Source organism: Raoultibacter timonensis, assembly GCF_022845715.1.
Taxonomy (GTDB): Bacteria; Actinomycetota; Coriobacteriia; order Coriobacteriales; family Eggerthellaceae; genus Raoultibacter; species Raoultibacter timonensis.
The window spans coordinates 813,187-832,584 of the sequence record NZ_AP025564.1; the positions used below are offsets into that span (position 1 = coordinate 813,187).

Consider the following 19,398-nt stretch of genomic DNA (forward strand, 5'->3'; position numbering starts at 1 on the left):
CTTGCGTCGGCGTTGCGTCGGCAGGCGGGGTGCAGCGTGATCAGCGTGTATTGCACCGACGTGCGCAGCCTCGACCCGCGCGACCCCGCTCTGCTCGCGAAAGTGGACGCACGGCGCCGCGAGCGCATCGAGCGATTCGCGAACGACGCCGACAAGCGGTTGAGCCTCGGCGCCGGCCTTCTCGTGGCTCGGCACATCGGCTCGGTGCCGATCGAGCGGGACGAGCGGGGCAAGCCGTATCGTGCGGGAGGCCCCCCGTTTTCCCTCTCCCATAGCGGAACTCTGGCGCTGCTCGCCGTAGGATCGGCGGGAGCGGTCGGTTGCGACGTGGAGCAATGCCGTTCGCTGGAGTACCCCAAGCTCGCACGGCGCGCGTTCGCCCCAGAGGAGATCCGCCAAGTCGAGCGGTCGGCGTATCCCGCCGAGACGTTCTTTCGGATATGGACGCTTCGTGAAAGCTATCTGAAGGCCACGGGGCGGGGCATTGCCGTCGATCCGTCGTCGGTGTGCTTCGAGGTGTCCGGGGAAGCAGTGCTCATCAGGCCCGATGACGGTGATTGGCGCTTCGGGGAGTTCGCGTGCGTGTCGGGATACCGAATCGCCGTATGTGGAGAAGAACCGATAGGCAACCTGGAGATCAGCGTAGCAGGATAAAACCCGTATACTGTTACCTAAATCGACGAAAGGGTTGCCATGCTCACGTTCCCCGAACGCTTTCGAACCCTCGCCCAAAGCCAGCCTGACAAGGTTGCGCTCGTGTGCGGAGACGGGAAGATCACCTATCGCGATCTCGACGAGCTTTCCGATCGGTTCGCCGGGGCCGTGGCGGCACGGGGCGCGGGGCGCGAGAAGATATACCCGATCATGCTGCCCCGGGGGATCGACTACCTGGCCGCAGCCATCGGCGTTCAGAAGGCGGGTGCCGCCTTCGCGCCGCTCTCGCTCGAATACCCAGCCGACCGCGTGAACTACATCGTCGGCGATTGCGGCAGCGATCTGCTGATCGACCAGGGCTTCGTCGATGCGGCACGCGATCACGAACCCCTGCGCGACTGCCCCGTAATCGATCCTCGCGACGCCGCCATGGTCACCTACACCTCCGGATCGACGGGCAATCCCAAAGGCATTCTGCACGAGCACGACGGGTTCACGCGCGCGATCATCGCCGAGCTCCCGATTTCTTGCGAAGCCGGCGGCATCGAGCTGAGCGTCACGCCGTTCAACTTCGCCATCTCGATGGCCGATATCTTCGTGCCGCTGTGGGTGGGCGCAACCGTCTGCATCCTCTCGGAGGAGGAGCGCAGGGATATCGCGGTGGTGGACCGCAGCATCGACGAATACGCGATCACGGCCACGGTGATGAGCCCCCAGCTGCTCAAGTGGCTTCCCGACAGGCCGAGCACGCTTCGTACCGTCTGCTGCGGCGGCGAGCGGCTTTCGGGCGTGTTCCGCGAGCACGGAACCATCTACAACGGGTACGGGCTCTCGGAGCTGTTGAGCGTGGCGATCGCTTTCGAAGTGGACAAGGCCTACGAGAACACGCCCATCGGGTATCCGACGAAGGGCTACTCGGTGTACCTGCTCGATGAGGACGGCAACCAGGTTCCCGACGGCAGCGAAGGCGAAATCTGCATCGCGGGGCCGATCGCCCGAGGCTATATCGGCCTGCCGGAGAAAACCGCCGCAGCGTTTCGCGAGAACCCCTTTGCTTCGGGCCTGGGCGACGAGCGGCTCTTCATGACGGGCGATGTGGGCTATCGCGACGAAGAAGGCCGTATCGTGTACGTGAACCGCATGGACTGGATGGTCAAGGTCAACGGCCAGCGCGTCGAGACGGGCGAGCCCGAGGTTGCCATGGCGGCCGTCGACGGCATCGAGAACGCCGTCGTGAAGGCGTTCGAGGACAACGACGGGCAAACCTACCTATGCGGATACTACGTGCCCGAGAAGCAAGCGGGTCGGTCGGATGCGGAATTCGACGCGCTCATCCGGTCGGAACTCTCGTCCAAGATGCCCGATTACATGATTCCCCGATTTTTGGTTCGTCTCGAAGCGTTCCCGCTCAACGTCAACGGCAAGGTCGACCGCAAGAGCCTGCAAGCGCCCGATGCGGCATCGTTTCGGCGCGCGTATGCGGCTCCCGAAACCGAGGAGCAGGAGCTCGTATGCAAGGCCTTCGAATCCGTGCTCGGCATCGAAAGCGTGGGAATCGACGACGACTTCTTCGCGCTCGGTGGCGATTCGATAAAGGTCATCATGCTGCAAGAGGAGCTTTCGCAGTGCGCGCTCGCCGCGACAGACGTGTTCAAGGGCCGCACGCCGCGCGCGATCGCAGAGCTCGCGGGCCGAAGCGTACAGGCACCGAGCCTGTACGCGGATAAGGAATCGTTGCGCGGCGAGCGCGAGGCCTACCCCATGACCGACAGCCAGCTCGGCGTGTACCTCGAATGCATCCGCGACCCCGAAAGCCTCATGTACAACAACGCCGTCGGCTTTCTGTTCGAGGACGCTGGGGCAGTCGATCGCGAGCGCTTGCGCGACGGTGTCGTCGAGGCGATCGGCGCCCACCCGTTCATGAAGGCGCATACCGCGCGGCACGAGGGCGCCGCGTTCATGGTCGCCGACGCCGCATGTGCGGTTATCGTGCCGATCACGGAGCGGCCCGGCGAAACGGCAGACGAGCTCATCGCCTCCTTTGCGAGGCCTTTCGACCTCGAAAGCGGCCCCCTGTTCCGCTTCGAGGTCTGCGCTTGCCGCGACGGCGTGGTGCTTTTGGGCGACATGCACCACATCATCGCCGACGGCACGTCGACCGCCCTGTTCTACGACCAGGTGGCGCGTGTGTACGCGGGCGAGAAGATCGCGTCCGAGGCGGTGGATTCGTTCATGGTCGCCAACGCGCACGAGATCGCCCGCGAGTCGGGCCGTGCCGAGCAGGACCAGGCGTTCTTCGACCAGATGCTCGACGGTATCGAGGTCGATTCGAGTCCGATGCCCGACGATCGGGCGGTGCTCGAGGATAACCGTGCGGCTTCTCGCAGGCTCGATGTGGCCATACGGGATAAAGAAACGCTCGATAGGATCGCCGAGCACGGTCGAGCGACGGGGATCACCGAAAGCTCGCTGTTCCTCGGCGCGTACGCCTACGCCCTCGCCAAATCCACGGGGCAAAACGAGGTTCTTGCCTGCATGGCCGAGAATGGGCGCCATGATCCGGCTTTGGGCGCCACGTTCGGGATGCTCGTCAAAACGCTTCCGCTGTACACGACGATCGACGAGACCGAGCGCACCGCTGCGTTCCTCGAGCGCATACAGGACCTTCAGTTCTCATGCATGGAGCACGATCAGTGCTCGTTCGTCGAGCTGGCGGCGCGCCACAACGTCCGCTCCGACGTCATGTTCGTATACCAGGGTGACATGCTCTCGGGCATCGATCTGGACGGCCGCTTCGTCGCGATGCGGCGGGCGCCTCACGAGGATGCGATGGCGACGATCGCGCTCAGCGTGTCCAAGGGTTCTGAAGGCTACGAGCTGTCGTTCGAGTACCGTGCCGATCGCTACACCCGCGATACGATCGAGCGCTTCGGAGCCTTGATGGTTCGGATCGTCGAGGGCTTGCTCGAGGATCAAAACCTGAGCGAGATCGAGCTCTGCTCGCGCGAAGAGCTCGATCGGCTGAGGGCCCTCGACCGCACGGGCGTGCCCGACTACGACCATAACCTGACCGTCGTCGACCTCTTCCGCGCGCAGGTGCAGGCCCATCCCGACAACGAAGCCATCGTCTCGGGCGATAGGGTGCTCACCTACGGCGAGCTCGATCGCCGCTCCGAAGCGCTGGCCTGCGAGCTGGCAAAACGGGGCGTGCGCCGCGAGGTTCCCGTGGGCGTTCTCGTGAAGCGCAACGAGCAGTTTCCCATCTGCATCCTCGGCATACTCAAAGCCGGGGGCGCCGTGCAGCCGCTCGACGCGAAGTATCCCGAGGAACGCCTGCGCTACATGCTCGAAGATTCCGGGGCTCCCATCGTCATCGTCGACGAAACGCTGAAACCCCTCGTGCCCGAGCGGTTCGAAGGAGCGGTGCTCAATGCGTCCGAAGCGGTCGACCTCGCGCTCGATGCGTCGGTCGAGCTCGAAGGGCCCGCAGCGGATACCCTGTTCACGTTGCTCTACACGTCGGGGACGACGGGCAAACCGAAGGGCGTGATGCTCGAGCATCGCAATCTGGTGAACTTCTGCATGTGTCTGCACGAGCGGCTCGACCTCGGGCCGACCGACCGCGCCTCGGCGCACGGAAGCTTCGGCTTCGACGCCTCGATGCTCGAGTTCTACACGTACCTCACGAGCGGGGGATGCGTCTGCATCATACCCGACGATATACGCCTCGATCTTCCGGCGCTCCACGAGTTCATGCTGTCCAACCGCATCACCGTCGCGTTTTTCACCACGCAGCTGGGCAGGCAGTACGTGTGCGCGTACCCCGACGACCCGTTGAAAGCGCTTTTGTCCGGGGGAGAGAAGCATGTGCCGTGCGAGCCCCCGCGCTACGACTACATCAACGCGTACGGCCCGACCGAGTGCACGATATTCGTGACGGACTTCTCGATCGATCGGGAATACGATGTCGTTCCGATCGGCTTTTCGACAGGGGATAACGAACTCTACATCGTCGACGCGTTCAACAGGCCGCTTCCTGTGGGAGTACCCGGCGAGCTTGCCGTTTCGGGCAGGCAGGTGGCGCGCGGATACCTCAACCTTCCCGACAAGACGCAGGCGGCCTTCACCGAAAACCCCTTCTCCGACGAAGACGGGTTCACGCGCATGTATATGACGGGCGACGTGTGCCGAAGGCTGGCGGACGGCGCGATGCAGTACGTCGGCCGTGCCGACGAGCAGGTGAAGATCAGGGGTTTCCGCATCGAGCTTTCGGAGATCGAGAAGCGCATTCGGGATTTCGAGCCGGTTCGCAACGCGAGCGTCATCGCCTACGATCTGCCGGCTGGGGGCAAGGCCATCGCCGCGTACGTGGTTGCCGACGACCCCGTCGATGTCGGTGCCTTGAACGCCTTCATCAAAGAGGAGCTGCCCGCCTACATGGTGCCGGCGGTGACGATGCAGATCGAGGAGATTCCGCTCAACCACAACGGCAAGGTGGATAAGCGCAAGCTTCCCGAGCCGAAGGCGGCGACCTCGACGGCATCGGCGTCCCATCCGCTCACGAAACTCGAGCAGGAGCTGGTCGGCATCGTTGCCGACGCGACGGGAAACGATGCGATCGGCATCGGCGACGACCTGATGGCCTGCGGCGTCACCTCGCTTTCGGCCATCATGGTGGCCACGGAACTTGAGGAGCGCTACGGCTGCCGCATATCGGTCGCCACCCTGCTCGAAGGCGGCAGCATCCTCTCGATCGAGGATGCGATCGTCGAGCACCTGCTTTCCTCGGTTTGCGCGGACGGCGCGCCGCCTTCCGACGGCAGCGGCTCGGCTGCATCGCCCGCCGCCGTAACCGATGAGACGGGCGTAAACCGCGAGCGCGCACCCCTCTCTTCGGCGCAGCTCGGCGTGTACTACGATGCGATGAAGCGCCCCGAAGCCCTGACATACAACATCCCGACGCTCGCCACCTTGCCGCTTTCGGTTGACGAAGGTCGGCTCGCGGCTGCCCTCGTTGCCGCCGTCGACGCCCATCCGGTGCTCAAGGCACACGTCGAGTCGGCGGGATCGGTACAGGATCTCGTGCTCGACAACGACCGCGTGCTCGATGTGCCCGTCGTCCAAGAGGGCGAAGCATCGCTCAAGGCGCGCGCCCCGCAGCTTGCCCGTCCGTTCGATCTGCATGAGGGGCCTTTGTGCCGCTGCGAGATCGTACGGACCGAGCACCGCGTCGCATTGTTCTTCGATGCCCACCATCTCGTGTTCGACGGGTTCTCGCTCAGCGTGTTCCTGCGCGATGTGCGCGCTGCCTATGAGGGATCGCCGCTCGAAACCGAGGTCGTTCAGCTCGATGCGGCGCGGATCGAGCTGGAAACGGCGGACGGGAGCGCTGGCGAGGCCTCGCGGGCGTACTTTCGCGATCTCTTTTCCGAGTTCGGGGGCGAAGCGACCCGTATCGCCCCCAAGCTGGGCGGGCGTGTCGAAGACGGTGCGCTCGCGCGCGTCGAGGCTCCGTTTCGCGGCGGTGATCTCGATCGCTTCACGCGCGAGCGCCGCACCACGCCTGCACGTCTGTTCCTTGCCGCAACGGGCTACGTGATCGCACGTTACGCCGCTGAGCGCAGCGTGTACTTCTCGATGGTCAGCGCCGGGCGCGACGACGCCCGTATGCGCGCGGGCGTCGGCATGTTCGTCAAGACGCTTCCCCTTCATATCGGCGTCGACCCGGATGTCTCCGTCGCCGAATACCTTGAGGCGACGGGCTCGGCGATGGGCGAGGCGCTGGCCCACGCATCCTATCCGTTTTTGGAGATCGTCGGCGAGGCCGGCTACTCTCCCTCGATCGACTTCGCCTGCCAGCTCGGGCTCGAAAGCGAGCTCGCGTTCGAGGGCGTGCCCATCGAGACCGAGTTCGTGGGCGATCTGCGCCCGAAGTTCGACCTGTCGATCCATATCGAGGGTACCACGGCCTCGCCCGTCATCGCGCTCGAATACAACGACGCGCTCTTCGACGAGGCGTTCGCCGACGGGTTCGCGCGGGCGGTTGCAAGCGCGGCGCGGCACATGATGGCCGACCCCGATGCGCGTTGCGCAAGCGTCTCGCTGCTCGACGAACGCGAACGGGAGCGCGTGGCGGCGTTCGGCGCGGGCGAGCGATTCGAGGCCGCCTTGGACGGCGGCGAAACGTTCCACGGCCTGTTCGAACGGTGCGCCGAGCGCTATCCCGAGAGGGTCGCCCTCGTCGCTGCCGACGCCACGCTCACCTACGCCGAGCTCGACGCCCTCACGAACCGCATGGCGAACGGCCTCATCCAGGCGGGTCTGCAGCGAAACGACCGCGTCGTGCTCCTGCTTCCCCGAACGTCGCGTTCGATCGCGGCGATGTACGCCGTCATGAAAGCCGGCGGAGCCTACATTCCGTGCGACCCCGCCTACCCCCAAGAGCGCATCGCGCACATCCTGGCCGACAGCGAGGCCCGCTTTGCGATCGTGCCTCCCGATCGGTTAGACGAGCTCCCCTCGGTTCAGGCCCTCGACGTCGAGCGGCTCGCCTCGTGCTCCATCGAGCGCTCGCCCGAAATACCGCGCAGCGCAACGGACGTTGCGTATCTCATCTATACGTCGGGCTCGACCGGCACCCCGAAGGGCGTGGTTCTGTCCCATCGCGGCATCGCGAACTACCTGTGCGACCGTGCGGGCAACCGCCATGTTCACGCCCTTGCCGCCGAAGCCCACGCACTCGTATCGGTGACGACGGCATCGTTCGACATGTCGCTCAAGGAGACGGCGGTGAGCCTATCGAGCGGACTTACGCTCGTGCTCGCCGACGAGGACGAAGCGCGCGACCCCGTACTGCTCGCGCGGCTTTTCGAGCGCACGGGCGCCGATGCGTTCAACGCGACGCCGTCGAGAATGGCGAGCTACCTGGGGCTGCCCGCGTTTCGAGATGCCATGGCGAGCTGCTCGGTCGTCATGTGCGGAGGCGAGAAGATGCCCGATGCGCTGCTGGCCGAACTGCAAGGCGTAACCGCCGCGCGGATTTTCAACACGTACGGCCCGACCGAGATCACGGTCTCGTGCAACGCCAAGGAGCTGACGGGCGAAACCCACGTGACCATCGGCGCGCCCCTGCTGAACGTTACCGAGTTCATCGTCGACGCCGACGGCAACGAGGTGCCCGTCGGCGTTACCGGGGAGCTGCTGGTGGGCGGCCCGGGCGTTGCGCTCGGGTACTGGAACCGCGAGGATCAGACGAGGGAGGTGTTCGTCGAGCACTGCGGGATGCGCGTCTTCAGAACGGGGGACTTCGCCGCGTGGACCGATGAGGGCGACGTTTCGGTGTTCGGGCGCATGGACGACCAGGTGAAGCTCAGGGGCCTGCGGATCGAGCTCGAGGAGGTCGAGCGCCGTCTTCTCGAACACGAGCGCGTTGCCTCCGCCGTGGTCGCCATCCGCACCATAGGGCAGGCCGAGCATCTGAGCGCCTATTACGTGGCCGACGTCCCGATCGACGCCGCCGAGATCAGGGACATGCTCGCCAAAACGCTGGCCGGCTACATGGTTCCCACCGCGTACCTGCAGATGCAGGCGTTCCCGATCACGCCGAACGGCAAGACTGATGTGCGGGCCCTGCCCGACCCCGAGCTTCTGGGGGCGACGGCGTACATGGAGCCCGAAACCGAGCTCGAACGCACGATGGCCGAACTGTTCGCCTCGGTGCTCGGCATCGATCGCGTGGGCGCGTGCGACAGCTTCTTCGATCTGGGGGGCACGTCCCTTTCGGCCACCCAGGTGCTCATCGCCTGCGACGAGGCGAACCTCGCCGTGTCGTACGGCGATATATTCGCCCATCCGACCCCGCGCGGTCTGGCCGAGTTCGCGGACGGTCGCGCAGGGAAGCGGCCTTCGTCCGAGGCCTCTTCGGATCGGGATTCCGATGCCTCTGGTACACGCGTCGGCGGCGACGGGTTCGACTACGGTTCCATCGACGCGCTGCTTGACGGCAACACCCTGGACGCCTATCGCGGGGGAGAGCCCCAAGAGCTGGGAGATATCCTGCTCACCGGCGCGACCGGATTCCTCGGCATACACGTGCTCCGCGCGTTCCTCAAGCAAGAGGCGGGCCGCGTCGTGTGCCTCATACGAAAGGGGTCGACGTCGTCGCCTGAAAACCGACTTAAGGCCAAGCTGTTCTACTACTTCGAGAACAGCTACGAAGAGCTGTTCGGTACGCGCATCTTCGTCGTCGAGGGCGATGTTGCCGACGATGCATGGCATGAGGATGTGCGAGAGCACGCCATCGATACGGTCATCAACTGCGCGGCATCGGTGAAGCATTTTGCGAGCGGTTCGGCCATCGGGAATGTGAACATCGGGGGAGTCGAGCACCTGATAGGCTTCTGCCTCGCTTCGGGCGCGCGCCTGGTGCAGGTTTCCACGACGAGCGTTGCCGGCGAGCGCGTAGGCGAAGAGCCGCCCGCGGGAGCAAAGCTCACGGAGCGAGACCTTTTCATCGGCCAGCGGGTTGACAACCAGTACACCCACAGCAAGTTCGTTGCGGAGCGAATGGTCCTCGCTGCGATCGATCGCGGTCTCGATGCCAAGATCATGCGCGTGGGGAACCTGGGGCCGCGCACGTCCGACGGCGAGTTCCAGATAAACTTCTCGACCAACGGCTTCATGGGAAGGCTGCGCGCCTATCTGCTGATCGGGGGATTCCCGTACAGCATGCTCGATGCGACGACGGAGATCGCGCCGATCGACAACACGGCGAAAGCCGTGCTGCTGCTTTCGCGGACCCCTCAGCCGTGCCGCGTGTTCCACCCGTTCAACAACCACTCCATTGCGATCGGCGATATCATCTCCCAGATGAGGCTCATGGGCCTCGGCATCGAGTTTATGGAGGACGATGAGTACGAGAGGGCTTTCCGCACGGCGATGGCCGACCCGAAGAAGGCGGCGGCGCTCACCTCGCTGCTCGCGTACCAGAGCAAGGATGCGGGCGAGGCGGTCGAGTTCGTGAAGGTGAAAAACCAGTTTACGACCCAGGTGCTGTACCGCTTGGGGTTCGAGTGGTCCATGACCTCGAAAACCTATATAGCGCAGTTCGTCAAGGCCCTGATGGGGCTGGGCTTCTTTGACTCCGACGGGTCTTCGGGCCATGTATAAGCGCAACGGCGCCCTGTTGACCGGCACGTTTTGGCAGTATTTGGGGCCGAGCCTGCTATCGACGACTTCGATTCTGCTCGGATCGATCGTCGACGGCATCATCGTGGGCAACCTGATCGGCCCCGACGCCATGTCGGCCGTCAACCTGACGCAGCCGGTCGTCCTCGTGGTGCAGGCGTTGTTCTTCCTCTTCGGGATGGGCGCGGCGACGGCGATATCGATCGCCCGCGGCCGGCGCGAAGAGGCTCAGGCGAACGCGCTGTTCACCATGGGCTCGCTGTGCCTGCTGGCGGTTTCGATCGCTGTGGCCGCACTCGGCACCGTGGGCATCGACGGCGTCGTGGCAGTGCTGTGCAGCAACGAGGCGCTCTCGGGGCTCGTGCGTTCGTACGCCTCGACGATCATCGTGGGCGCGCCGTTCATGCTCGTGGTTCCCGGCCTGGTCTACGTCATCCGCGTCGACGGCATGCCGCGCATGTCGGCAGCCGTGCTCGTGGTGGCGAACGTGGTGAACCTCGTGCTCGATCTCGTGTTCATCGCGGTGTTCGGCATGGGTATCGCGGGCGCTGCGTTGGCAACCGTTGTCGGATATGCGGCGGGTGGATGCATCGTTTTAGGGTACTTCGTGTCGAAGCGGCGTACGCTGCGGTTTGCGTCGCTCGGCGAGCCGCGCAAGCTTCTCGCGCCGATCATCGACGGGGGAGTTGCCCCCGCGCTCAACACCTGCCTTCTGTTCGCGAAGATACTGCTGCTCAACAGGATCGTGCTCGCCGTCGCCGGGCAGGGGGGCATGGAGATTTTCGCGGTATGCAACTACGCGATCAGCTTCGTTTCGATCTTCGTCTCGGGCGCCGCCGAGGCCATGGTGCCCTTGCTGGGCATGCTGTTCGGCGAGAGGGATGCGAGAGGAATGCGCATCGTCTTTCGCCGCGCCCTGCTGTTCGTGCTCATCGCCTGCGGCGTTTCCATCGCGGCGATGGAGCTGGCGCCCGAGCTGATTCTCGCGGCGTTCAGCATAACCGATGAGAGCAGGCTCGCCGTCGGCGTCGTCGGGCTTCGGGTTTTCGGGTTGAGCCTGTTCGTCATGGGGGCGAACCTCATCCTCATGTACTACCTGCAAACCGTCAGGAGAAAATCCATCGCGGTTGCGATCACCGTGCTGCGCGGGTTCGCCCTCGTCGTTCCCGCCGCGTGGCTCCTGTCGACGCAGTTCGGCATCGACGGCGTGTGGTGGGCGTTCGTGATCGCCGAAGCGGCTACCCTGGCCGTTGCCGTTGCGGCTTGTCTTGTTGTGGCGCGCCGCTCGCACGGGGCCCTTGAGGGCGTCCTTTTGACCGAGAAGCCCGATGACCGCGTCGCCCTGTTCGACGGGTCGCTTCGCGCAACCAAGACCGATGCCGTGGGCGTGTCGATGGAAGTCATCGCCTTCGCGCGCGCAAACGGACTTGACGATGCGATGGCGAACACCGTCGGGCTCATGGTCGAAGAGGCCGTTGTCAACATCGCCGAGACGAACGCCCCGTGCGATCGGGGCCGCTCGGCGTCCAAGGCAGCCGATCCGGTGGGCGTCGATGTGCTCGTGCGCATCGATCCCGACGAGATTCGGATCGCCGTCCGCGATGGCGGCGTAGCGCTCGATGCGCTTACGGCGCCCCGTGGCAGCGCAGAAGAGTTCACCGGCATTACGGTGATGCGCGCGATGGCCGAGCGGGTCGAGTACGCCCGCACCCTCGGCCTCAACGACACGCTGGTGCTGCTGAGCCGAGACCGAAAACATGCAGGATGCGTATCGTGACAAGGAGTGGTGATGCATGACACTGAGATTCTTCTGCTACAGCTTCATGCGGGTTTGCGGGGCCGGCGAAGTCGTAGAGGACATCGCGGCGATGATCGAGGCCTCCCGTGCCTTTGAGCGCAAGAGCGCGATGATGCTGTTCGCCTTTGTGCCGACGCCGTTGCTCGCCGAGGTTTTAAGCGGCGTGGACAGGAGTTTCGTGAAGGTGTCCGCTCAGGATATCGCCGTGCCGCACGCATGCGAGATAGCGGGCGAGCTTTCGCTCGAGCGGCTGTTGCAGCTGGATGCCGATATGGCCCTGGCGGGTTCCCTCGACCGCAGGATCGCGCTGGGCGAAACCGACGAGCGGATCGCCCGAAAGATGGACGCACTGCTCCGTTCCGGGTTGAAATCGGTTCTCGGCGTCGGCGAGCTTTCCGGGGGCGGCTGCGGGGACGGGGTCACATCCGACCTGGACGGGGCCGCCGCCGACCTCGATGGCGCCGCATCCGACCTGGACGGGGCAGCCGCCGACAGGGCGATCGAACAGCAGATCGCCGCGGGATTCGCGTCGGTTCCCGAGAGCGCCTACTTCCGCACCGGGGTGGTCTACCAGCACGCCTGGTCGATGGGGGAGCGCGCGTGCAAAACGCCGCGCGGCTACGTCGAGGCGCGCCTTGCCGCCATCAGGGGCGCGCTGCGAAAAGCCGTACCGGATGCGCCGATCGACATTCCCGTGTTCTACGGGGGCTGCACAGGCGAAGACGAGGCGGTTTCCTATCTGGGCGAAGGCCTGTTCGACGGCATATTCGTCGACGATCGGCAGTGGAGCCCCCGCTCGTTCTGCTCGGTCATCGAACGGGTCTGCGGCTGCGAGCGCCCATGATGCAGCCAAGCGACAAGAAAGAGAGGTTCAGCGAAGCGCATCGCGTAGCCTACGCGGCGCTCGCATGCGTCGGGTGCGCGGTGCTGTACTTCGCGGTGCTCCAGGCTTTTCTGGAGATTCCGCTGTTCAATACCGATACCCAGGTAAGGCCTGCTTCGGGGTTGGGGCCGGTGCTGGGGCTGTTCTTCGGCGTGCCGGGCATCCTCGGGTGCGCCGTGGGCAATCTCGCATCCGACATGCTGTACGAGTCGGATCCCGTGCTTTTGGCAGCCTACTTCGCCATACAGATCGCCTACAACGCCGTACCGTACCTGATCTGGTACGTGGTGATGAGGAAGTCGGAGCACCCGTTCCCCCGCCTGGACTCGTCGGCGAATGTAGCCTTGTTCATGGCCCTCGCGCTCCTCGATGCGATCGTGGTAAGCGTGCTGCTCGTTCCCTTTGAGCTCGATACGATGGTCGCGTTCGACATTCACCTCATCCGCTGGCTGAACAACGTCATATTCCTCGTGTATCTGGGGATACCGACCCTCATCGTGCTCGATCGGCTGCCGCTCGAGCCTTTGGCTCCGCCCTGGATACGGTTGCGGTACCGCCAGCGCAAGACGATGAACCTCTCGCAGCGGACGACCTTCGCCGTCACCTTCGGGGCGGCATGCGCCATCCTCGTACTCGTCGGCCTCACGTATGCACCCCGCTTTTTCGAACCCGATGCGGATTTTGCGCAGCTGATCGGGTCGATCTACATCATGGCCGCCGTGTTGACTGCGACCGTTTTCGCTCCTCTGCTCAGCGTCGTGCATGCGCTCGAGAAGCGCTTCACGCGCCCGATCGAAGTGCTCACCGAGGCATCGCGCACGTTCGTCGAGCAGGTGGCTGCGCACGATCCTGGCCGGGGAAGCCTCGCGGTTTCCGACGTCGATCTCAAGGGGACGGCGCCTCGCCACGAGATGCGCGATCTTTTCGCCTCGACCAACAAGATGCGCGCCGATCTGGCGCGCTACATCGGCGAACTCTCCGAAGCGACGGCGGAGCGCGAACGGACCGCCGCCGAGCTCGATATCGCCAGCACCATCCAGAACGGTGCCGTGCCCCACGACTTCTCGTATTTCTCCGAGCGCTATCAGCTGGATGTCGCGGGCGTCATGAGGACGGCGAAAGAGGTCGGCGGCGATTTCTACGACGTGTTCGACGCGGGGCCCCATGCGGTCGGGTTCGTGATAGCCGACGTGTCGGGCAAGGGCGTTCCCGCGGCGCTTTTCATGATGCGCGCGCTGACCGAGATCAGGGAGCAGATACTGCACCGCAACGATGTTGGGAGCGCATTCACGCTGGCGAACCGAGCCCTGTGCGACCACAACGAGGCCTCCCTGTTCGTGACGGCGTTCGCTTGCATCCTCGATACCGAAACGGGGACCGTCACCTACGCGAACGCGGGGCACAATCCCCCGTGGCTGCGCCGCGGCGTTAGGAGCGGATGGCTCGACGTGGCGCCCGGGTTCGTCATGGGCGCCCTCGATACCGTCTCGTACGCTTCCGCTACGATCGACCTGTCGCCCGGCGACGGGCTGCTCATGTACACCGATGGCGTCACCGAGGCGGTCGATGCCAAGCAGGAGCTGTTCGGCACCCGCCGGTTCGAAGACGTGCTGCATACGGCAGCAGGCGCAGATGCCGAGGCGGCGATTGCGCAGGCGGTCGAGGCGGTCGATCGCTTCGCCGACGGTGTGGATCAGGCCGACGACATCTCCCTGCTGGCTTTCTCGTGGAACCTGCCCGTCGTATCGACGGAGTTCCCGCCTGACGATCGGTACCTCGACGACCTGTTCGCCTTCCTGAAGCCTTTGACCGAGCGTGCGGATTGCACGGATCGGACGTATCTCGACCTGATGCTGATCAGCGAAGAGGTGTTCGTCAACATAGCGCACTACGGGTTTCCCGAGGGGCAGCCGATACAGCCCGTGAAGGTAGAGGCGGCGATCGACGAGCGGGCACGCTGCCTGCACCTGACGATCAGCGATGGGGGAATCGCCTACAATCCGCTGTCGTTTCAGCCCGAGAAGGTCGGGATGGGCTCAGACGATCGGATCGGCGGCCTCGGGATCCTGCTCGTGAAGGAGCGTGCCGACGACGTTCGCTACGAGCGAACGGGCGGCATGAACGTACTGCATATCGTAAAGAAGTTTGTCTAGAGCGAAAGGACGCACGCATGGAAATCACCGAACAGCGCGAGGGCGCAACGCTGGTATTGACGCTTGACGGAAGGCTCGACACGTTGACCTCGCCGAGCCTTGAGAGCATCGTGGCAAATGCTGATACGCTTGCAGGAGTCGAGACGCTCGTACTCAACATAGCCGCCGTCGAGTACGTTTCGAGCGCGGGCTTGCGCGTCGTTTTGCAGGCCCACAAGGCCATGGAGGCGCGCAAGGGCGTCTTCGTCGTACGCCATCCCAACGAGTACGTTGCCGAGGTCTTTCAAGTGACGGGCTTCGCCGACGTTCTGACGATCGAAGCGTGAGGCATCGGAGATTCGTCTGCTTCGGCGGGTCGCGAGTGCCGTAAGCGGCGCTTCCGAGTTCTGCGTAAACCTCTCAACTAATCTTATTCTTCTAGCGCTATAATGGACGACGTGCATTGTTCGACGCGTGGCGGGAAATCTGCTGGAATAGGCTTTTGCCCGTTCACGTTTTCGTAGGGGAGAGAAGGATACATGACGGAAATGATCTCGCTCGAAGAGGCCCGTTCGCTTGTGCTTTCGCATGTCGAACCGCTGCCCACCGAAACCGTTCCTCTGCTCGATGTCGTCGGCCGCGTGAGCGCTGACGCCCTGGCGAGCGATATCGACATATCGCCGTTCGCGCATTCCGCCATGGACGGATACGCGCTGTTCGCCGCCGATATCGAGCAGGCGAACGAACAGGATCCCGTGCAGCTGAAGGTTATCGCCGAAGTTGCGGCAGGCGACTGGTACGACGGCCCGGTCGAGCGCGGCGAGTGCGTCCGCATCATGACGGGCGCACCGATCCCCGAAGCGCTCGATACGGTAGTGAAGTACGAGATCGTAGAACCCGTCGAGGGCGACGGCAAGCCCGGCAGCATCGTGTCGTTTTCAGCGCCGGCAAAGATCGGCTCGAACATCCGCGAAGCCGGGGAAGAGGCGAAGGCCGGCGAGGCCATCGTCGAAGCCGGCGAGGTTATAAGCTGTGCGGGCATCGGGTTTCTTGCGGGCTGCGGCATCACCAGCGTGACCACCTACGAGCGCCCGCGCGTTGCCATCATCTCCATCGGATCGGAGCTCGTCGATCCCACCGAAGTGCCAACGGGCGGAAAGATCCGCAATTCCAACAGCTACGCGCTTGCGGCAAGCGTGCAGGCAGCCGGCGGCGTCCCTGATATCCTTCCCATCGTGGAAGACAGCGAGGACGCTCTTGCCGATGCGGTGAAAACGGCCGCCGCGACCCATGACTTCGTCATCACGAGCGGAGGAGCATCGAACGGCGATTTCGACTTCATCAAGCCGGTGGTCGAGCGGTTGGGCGAGCTTTTGATGACGACGGTCAACATGCGTCCCGGCAAGGCCCAGACGTTCGGTATCGTCGACGGGAAGCCGGTGTTCGGTTTGCCCGGCAATCCCGCTGCCGCCTATGTCGGCTTCGAGATGATCATCCGGCCGGCGCTCCGCAAGATGCAGGGTTACCGTTATTTCGAGCGCCCGCGTATCAAGGCGAAGCTTTCGCGCGATGTGAAGAAGAACGATCCGCGTCGAATCTTTTTGCGTTCGACGCTCTACAAGAACGACGAGGGCGAATATATCGTTGCTCCTGCGAAGAACCAGAGTTCAGGGTTGTTCGGCGTTATCCAGCGCAGCAACTGCATGGCGATCATGCCCGAGGGGCTGGAGTCCCGTACGGCGGGTTCGGTTGTCGAATGCGTGCTGCTCGATGTGGCTGAGGAACTCAGCCTGTAAAGATGCCCCCTCAGCTGCGACGGCCGGCAGTTGGCTGCTACCTGGCCGACCGCCGCAGCATATAATCGCCTGCCCGATCCTACGAGAAGGAGTCCGACTATGTCCGATAAACCGGTTCGCTTTGCGATCGTCACCTGCTCCGACACGCGAGACATAAGCCAAGATACCGCAGGGGCGGCACTTGAACAGCGCATCGCCGATGCGGGATGGGGGTGCGCAAGCCATGTGATCGTGAAGGACGAGCGGGCCGACATTTCGGCTGCCATCGTCAAGGCGGCCGATGAGCTGAAGGTCGATGTGGTGTTGACGTGCGGGGGCAGCGGTCTGTCGTTGCGCGATGTGACGCCGGAGGCCACGCAGGACGTGTGCGATCGCAACGTTCCCGGCATCGCCGAAGCGATGCGCGCCCACAGCCTGGCCATCACGCCGCATGCCATGCTGTCCCGCGCGTTGTGCATGCAGCGCGGTCGCGTTCTGGTCATCAACTTGCCGGGCAGCAAGAAGGCCGCCGTCGAAAACTGGGAAGGCGTGCTTCCCGCTCTCGGCCATGCCGTTTCGATGATGGCCGGGGAAGGCCACTGAACCTGGGGCCGACCGCCCCGCAGCCGTATCGTATTAAGCGGTCGGCGATCCGTTAAAACCCGACGGTCATGTGGAGGAAGTAGAAGTCCGCCCGCGTGGCGAATACGGCGGCGAAAACCAACAGGCAGGCGACCAGGCGCAAAGCGAAGACGCCCCTGCGCGAGACGGTCTTCTTGAGCGATGCGGCGGCGCATGCGATTCCGGCGGATCCGATTGCCACGTGAGCCCAGATGGTCGCCAGGTACTCGGGAACGAGCTGCGCGGCTGTTATCTCGTTGTTCGCGATGCCCGAAAGCGTGGCTTCGTGCATGAACAACGCAGCAGATCCGGCAACCAGGGCGATCGCTGCAAGGGCGACAAGCGCGATGCCCGCGCCGCGGGAGTCGAAATCCGCACAGGCCATGGCGAACAGGGAGAGTACGGGTCCGGCAAAAAGCGCCGAGAATACGAGGTTTACGGGAGTGAACACGGTATTCCACGTGGGCACCGTGTTGACCGAATAGGCGAGCGAGGTCATCGCGATGAAAAGGATGCCGGCCGCTACGGCGGCGGCTATCCAGATGCGCGCCAAAGGCTTCGGGAACCGTTCTTTGAAAGCCATCATCCAGTACGAGCCTGCGAGGAACAGAAACGCTACGGCAGAGAGAACCTCGTTGGATAACGGGGATCTGCCGATGCCCGAAAACACATGGAGCGCGTTTGCGGGCGTGCCCAAGTGGGTGGCGGAAGCGATGAAGCCGATGAGCGCTACGGCGATGGGGATGGCGAGGTAGCGGTTGAGCTTCGTTTCTTCCTGCTCGTCGATACCGGGCTTGAGCAACGCGAGCGCCATGCATATGAACGCGATGACGCCGCCGGGGGCGAGCGTGGTGAACACCGCGAGTGACAGTTCGTCGAATCCGCTGGTCATAGATGCTTCCGTTCGCTATTCGATCTCATCGTAGTTGGCGATGCGGCCATCGCCGCGTTCGGCGGCGTGCGCTGCCGCGGCCGAGACGTTGATGAGCAGATTCGGGTGGGTGTATTCGGGCTCGGCGAGGGGGAGGATGCTCGAAACGCAGTTCGGATGGGCGCTCAAAAGATCGCTCGTTTCGGCGAAATCGAGCGCGCGAAGCGGGCATGCTTCGACGCAGATGGGCTTTTTGCCCTCGGCGGTGCGCTCTCTGCAGCCATCGCACTTGCTGCTCTTCTTCGATACCTGGTCGATAACCGGCGCATGGTACGGGCAGGCCATCGTGCAGTATCCGCAGCCGATGCATTTGGTCGTATCGGGCCAGACGAGGCCGAGCTCGTCTTTGTGCATGGCGCCCGTAGGGCACACGTGCGTGCAGGCGGGATCGGAGCAATGATTGCACGAAAGCGAGATGTGGTAGACGAAGCAGTTTTGGGAAACCGATCCGTCGGGCATGGTCTCCCAGGTGCCGCCCTCGTAGTCTATGACGCGACGGTAGGTGCGCCCCGCATCGAGGCCCTTATAGTCTTTGCAGGCCAGCTCGCATGTTTTGCAGCCGGTGCATCGCGCGTTGTCGAAGAAAAAACCGTATTGCATGTTCGTATAGCTCCGGTTCGAATCCTATTTCCCGCATCGATTATACGCGGCCCGATCGCTTGCGCATCGGGCAAGGCCGGATATTCAGGCGGATGGGCTCGGACGTGCTTTTCGCAGAGGAGCAGCGCCGCTGCGATGCGCGCGGCGCTGCTCGATAAAAGGCGCTTTTAAGCGGCGGGCGTGCCGGTGACTTCCATTTCGTTTACGATGGCGCCGGTGCTGTCGCCGGGTTCCTTGGCGGCATCGCATGCCTTGATGGCGATGTTGGGCTGCGTTTCGTCAGGGGAGGGCATGGGCGCGATGGCTGCGGTGTCGCCGTATTTCGCGCGCAGATCCTCGATCTCGCCGAACTCGAGAGCGCGCAGCGGACACGCTTCGATGCAGATGGGGTTCTGCCCGTTCGTCACGCGATCGTAGCAGAGGTCGCATTTGACGGCGTAGCCCTTCTCGGTATCGAGGATGGGCACGTTGTAGGGGCAAGCCTCCACGCAGGCTCCCGAAGCCGTGCACTTATCGTCGTGGATGCGCACGATGCCGGTTTTCTGATCCTTGTCGATGGCGCCCGAAGGGCATGCGCCCATGCAGGCGGGCATATCGCAGTGGTTGCAGGCGAGCGACACGTGGTAGGCGTAGGCGTCGGTGGTGTACGATCCGTCGTCGGCCGCAGTCCACGTTCCGCCCTCGTAGTCGTACACCTTGCGAAACGCGACCGTTTGGGAGAGGTCTTTGTAATCCTTGCAGGCCATCTCGCAGGTCTTGCATCCGGTGCAGCGCGAGCTGTCGAAGTAGAATCCGTATTGAGTCATCGTGATACCCCC

The 19,398-nt window shown here is 63.9% G+C and carries 11 protein-coding genes; 8 read left to right on the forward strand and 3 right to left on the reverse strand.

Features of this window, described 5'->3' with window-relative positions; translation table 11 throughout:
* Nucleotides 1–36: 36 nt before the first annotated feature.
* From MWL89_RS03220 to MWL89_RS03255, 8 genes are all read left to right on the forward strand, one after another.
* On the forward strand, nucleotides 37–654 hold the full coding sequence (locus MWL89_RS03220; protein WP_244411733.1) for a 4'-phosphopantetheinyl transferase family protein: 618 nt from the start codon (nucleotides 37–39) through the stop codon (nucleotides 652–654).
* A gap of 39 nt (nucleotides 655–693) precedes the next feature.
* Nucleotides 694–9,822 carry a non-ribosomal peptide synthetase gene (locus MWL89_RS03225; protein ID WP_244411734.1) on the forward strand — a complete coding sequence of 3,043 codons (9,129 nt, stop codon included), beginning with the start codon at nucleotides 694–696 and terminating at the stop codon, nucleotides 9,820–9,822.
* Entirely contained in the window at nucleotides 9,815–11,617 is a 1,803-nt protein-coding gene (locus MWL89_RS03230; protein ID WP_244411735.1) for an MATE family efflux transporter, read from the forward strand. The genes MWL89_RS03225 and MWL89_RS03230 overlap by 8 nt, the downstream gene beginning before the upstream one ends.
* A 16-nt stretch (nucleotides 11,618–11,633) precedes the next feature.
* On the forward strand, nucleotides 11,634–12,482 hold the full coding sequence (locus MWL89_RS03235) for a triose-phosphate isomerase (protein WP_244411736.1): 849 nt from the start codon (nucleotides 11,634–11,636) through the stop codon (nucleotides 12,480–12,482).
* Nucleotides 12,479–14,674 (forward strand): SpoIIE family protein phosphatase, encoded by a 2,196-nt coding sequence (locus MWL89_RS03240; protein WP_244411737.1) that lies wholly within the window; start codon nucleotides 12,479–12,481, stop codon nucleotides 14,672–14,674. The genes MWL89_RS03235 and MWL89_RS03240 overlap by 4 nt, the downstream gene beginning before the upstream one ends.
* Before the next feature lie 17 nt (nucleotides 14,675–14,691).
* Nucleotides 14,692–15,000 carry an STAS domain-containing protein gene (locus MWL89_RS03245; protein WP_102379035.1) on the forward strand — a complete coding sequence of 103 codons (309 nt, stop codon included), beginning with the start codon at nucleotides 14,692–14,694 and terminating at the stop codon, nucleotides 14,998–15,000.
* Between the two features lie 192 nt (nucleotides 15,001–15,192).
* Nucleotides 15,193–16,449, forward strand: coding sequence for a molybdopterin molybdotransferase MoeA (locus MWL89_RS03250; RefSeq protein ID WP_244411738.1), 1,257 nt, complete (start codon nucleotides 15,193–15,195; stop codon nucleotides 16,447–16,449).
* A 99-nt stretch (nucleotides 16,450–16,548) separates the two neighbouring features.
* Nucleotides 16,549–17,031 (forward strand): MogA/MoaB family molybdenum cofactor biosynthesis protein, encoded by a 483-nt coding sequence (locus MWL89_RS03255; RefSeq protein WP_244411739.1) that lies wholly within the window; start codon nucleotides 16,549–16,551, stop codon nucleotides 17,029–17,031.
* Nucleotides 17,032–17,083: 52 nt separating this feature from the next.
* Here MWL89_RS03255 and MWL89_RS03260 read toward each other — a convergent pair whose 3' ends face one another.
* The 3 genes from MWL89_RS03260 to MWL89_RS03270 all read right to left on the reverse strand — a co-directional run bounded on the left by MWL89_RS03260 (nucleotide 17,084) and on the right by MWL89_RS03270 (nucleotide 19,386).
* Nucleotides 17,084–17,941 (reverse strand): dimethyl sulfoxide reductase anchor subunit family protein, encoded by an 858-nt coding sequence (locus tag MWL89_RS03260; protein ID WP_244411740.1) that lies wholly within the window; start codon nucleotides 17,939–17,941, stop codon nucleotides 17,084–17,086.
* Nucleotides 17,942–17,956: 15 nt separating this feature from the next.
* Nucleotides 17,957–18,580: a 4Fe-4S dicluster domain-containing protein gene (locus MWL89_RS03265; protein ID WP_244411741.1), complete on the reverse strand. Its 624-nt coding sequence runs from the start codon at nucleotides 18,578–18,580 to the stop codon at nucleotides 17,957–17,959.
* A 167-nt stretch (nucleotides 18,581–18,747) separates the two neighbouring features.
* A complete protein-coding gene (locus MWL89_RS03270; protein ID WP_244411742.1) occupies nucleotides 18,748–19,386 on the reverse strand; it encodes a 4Fe-4S dicluster domain-containing protein in 639 nt (212 codons plus the stop codon).
* Nucleotides 19,387–19,398 lie beyond the last annotated feature (12 nt).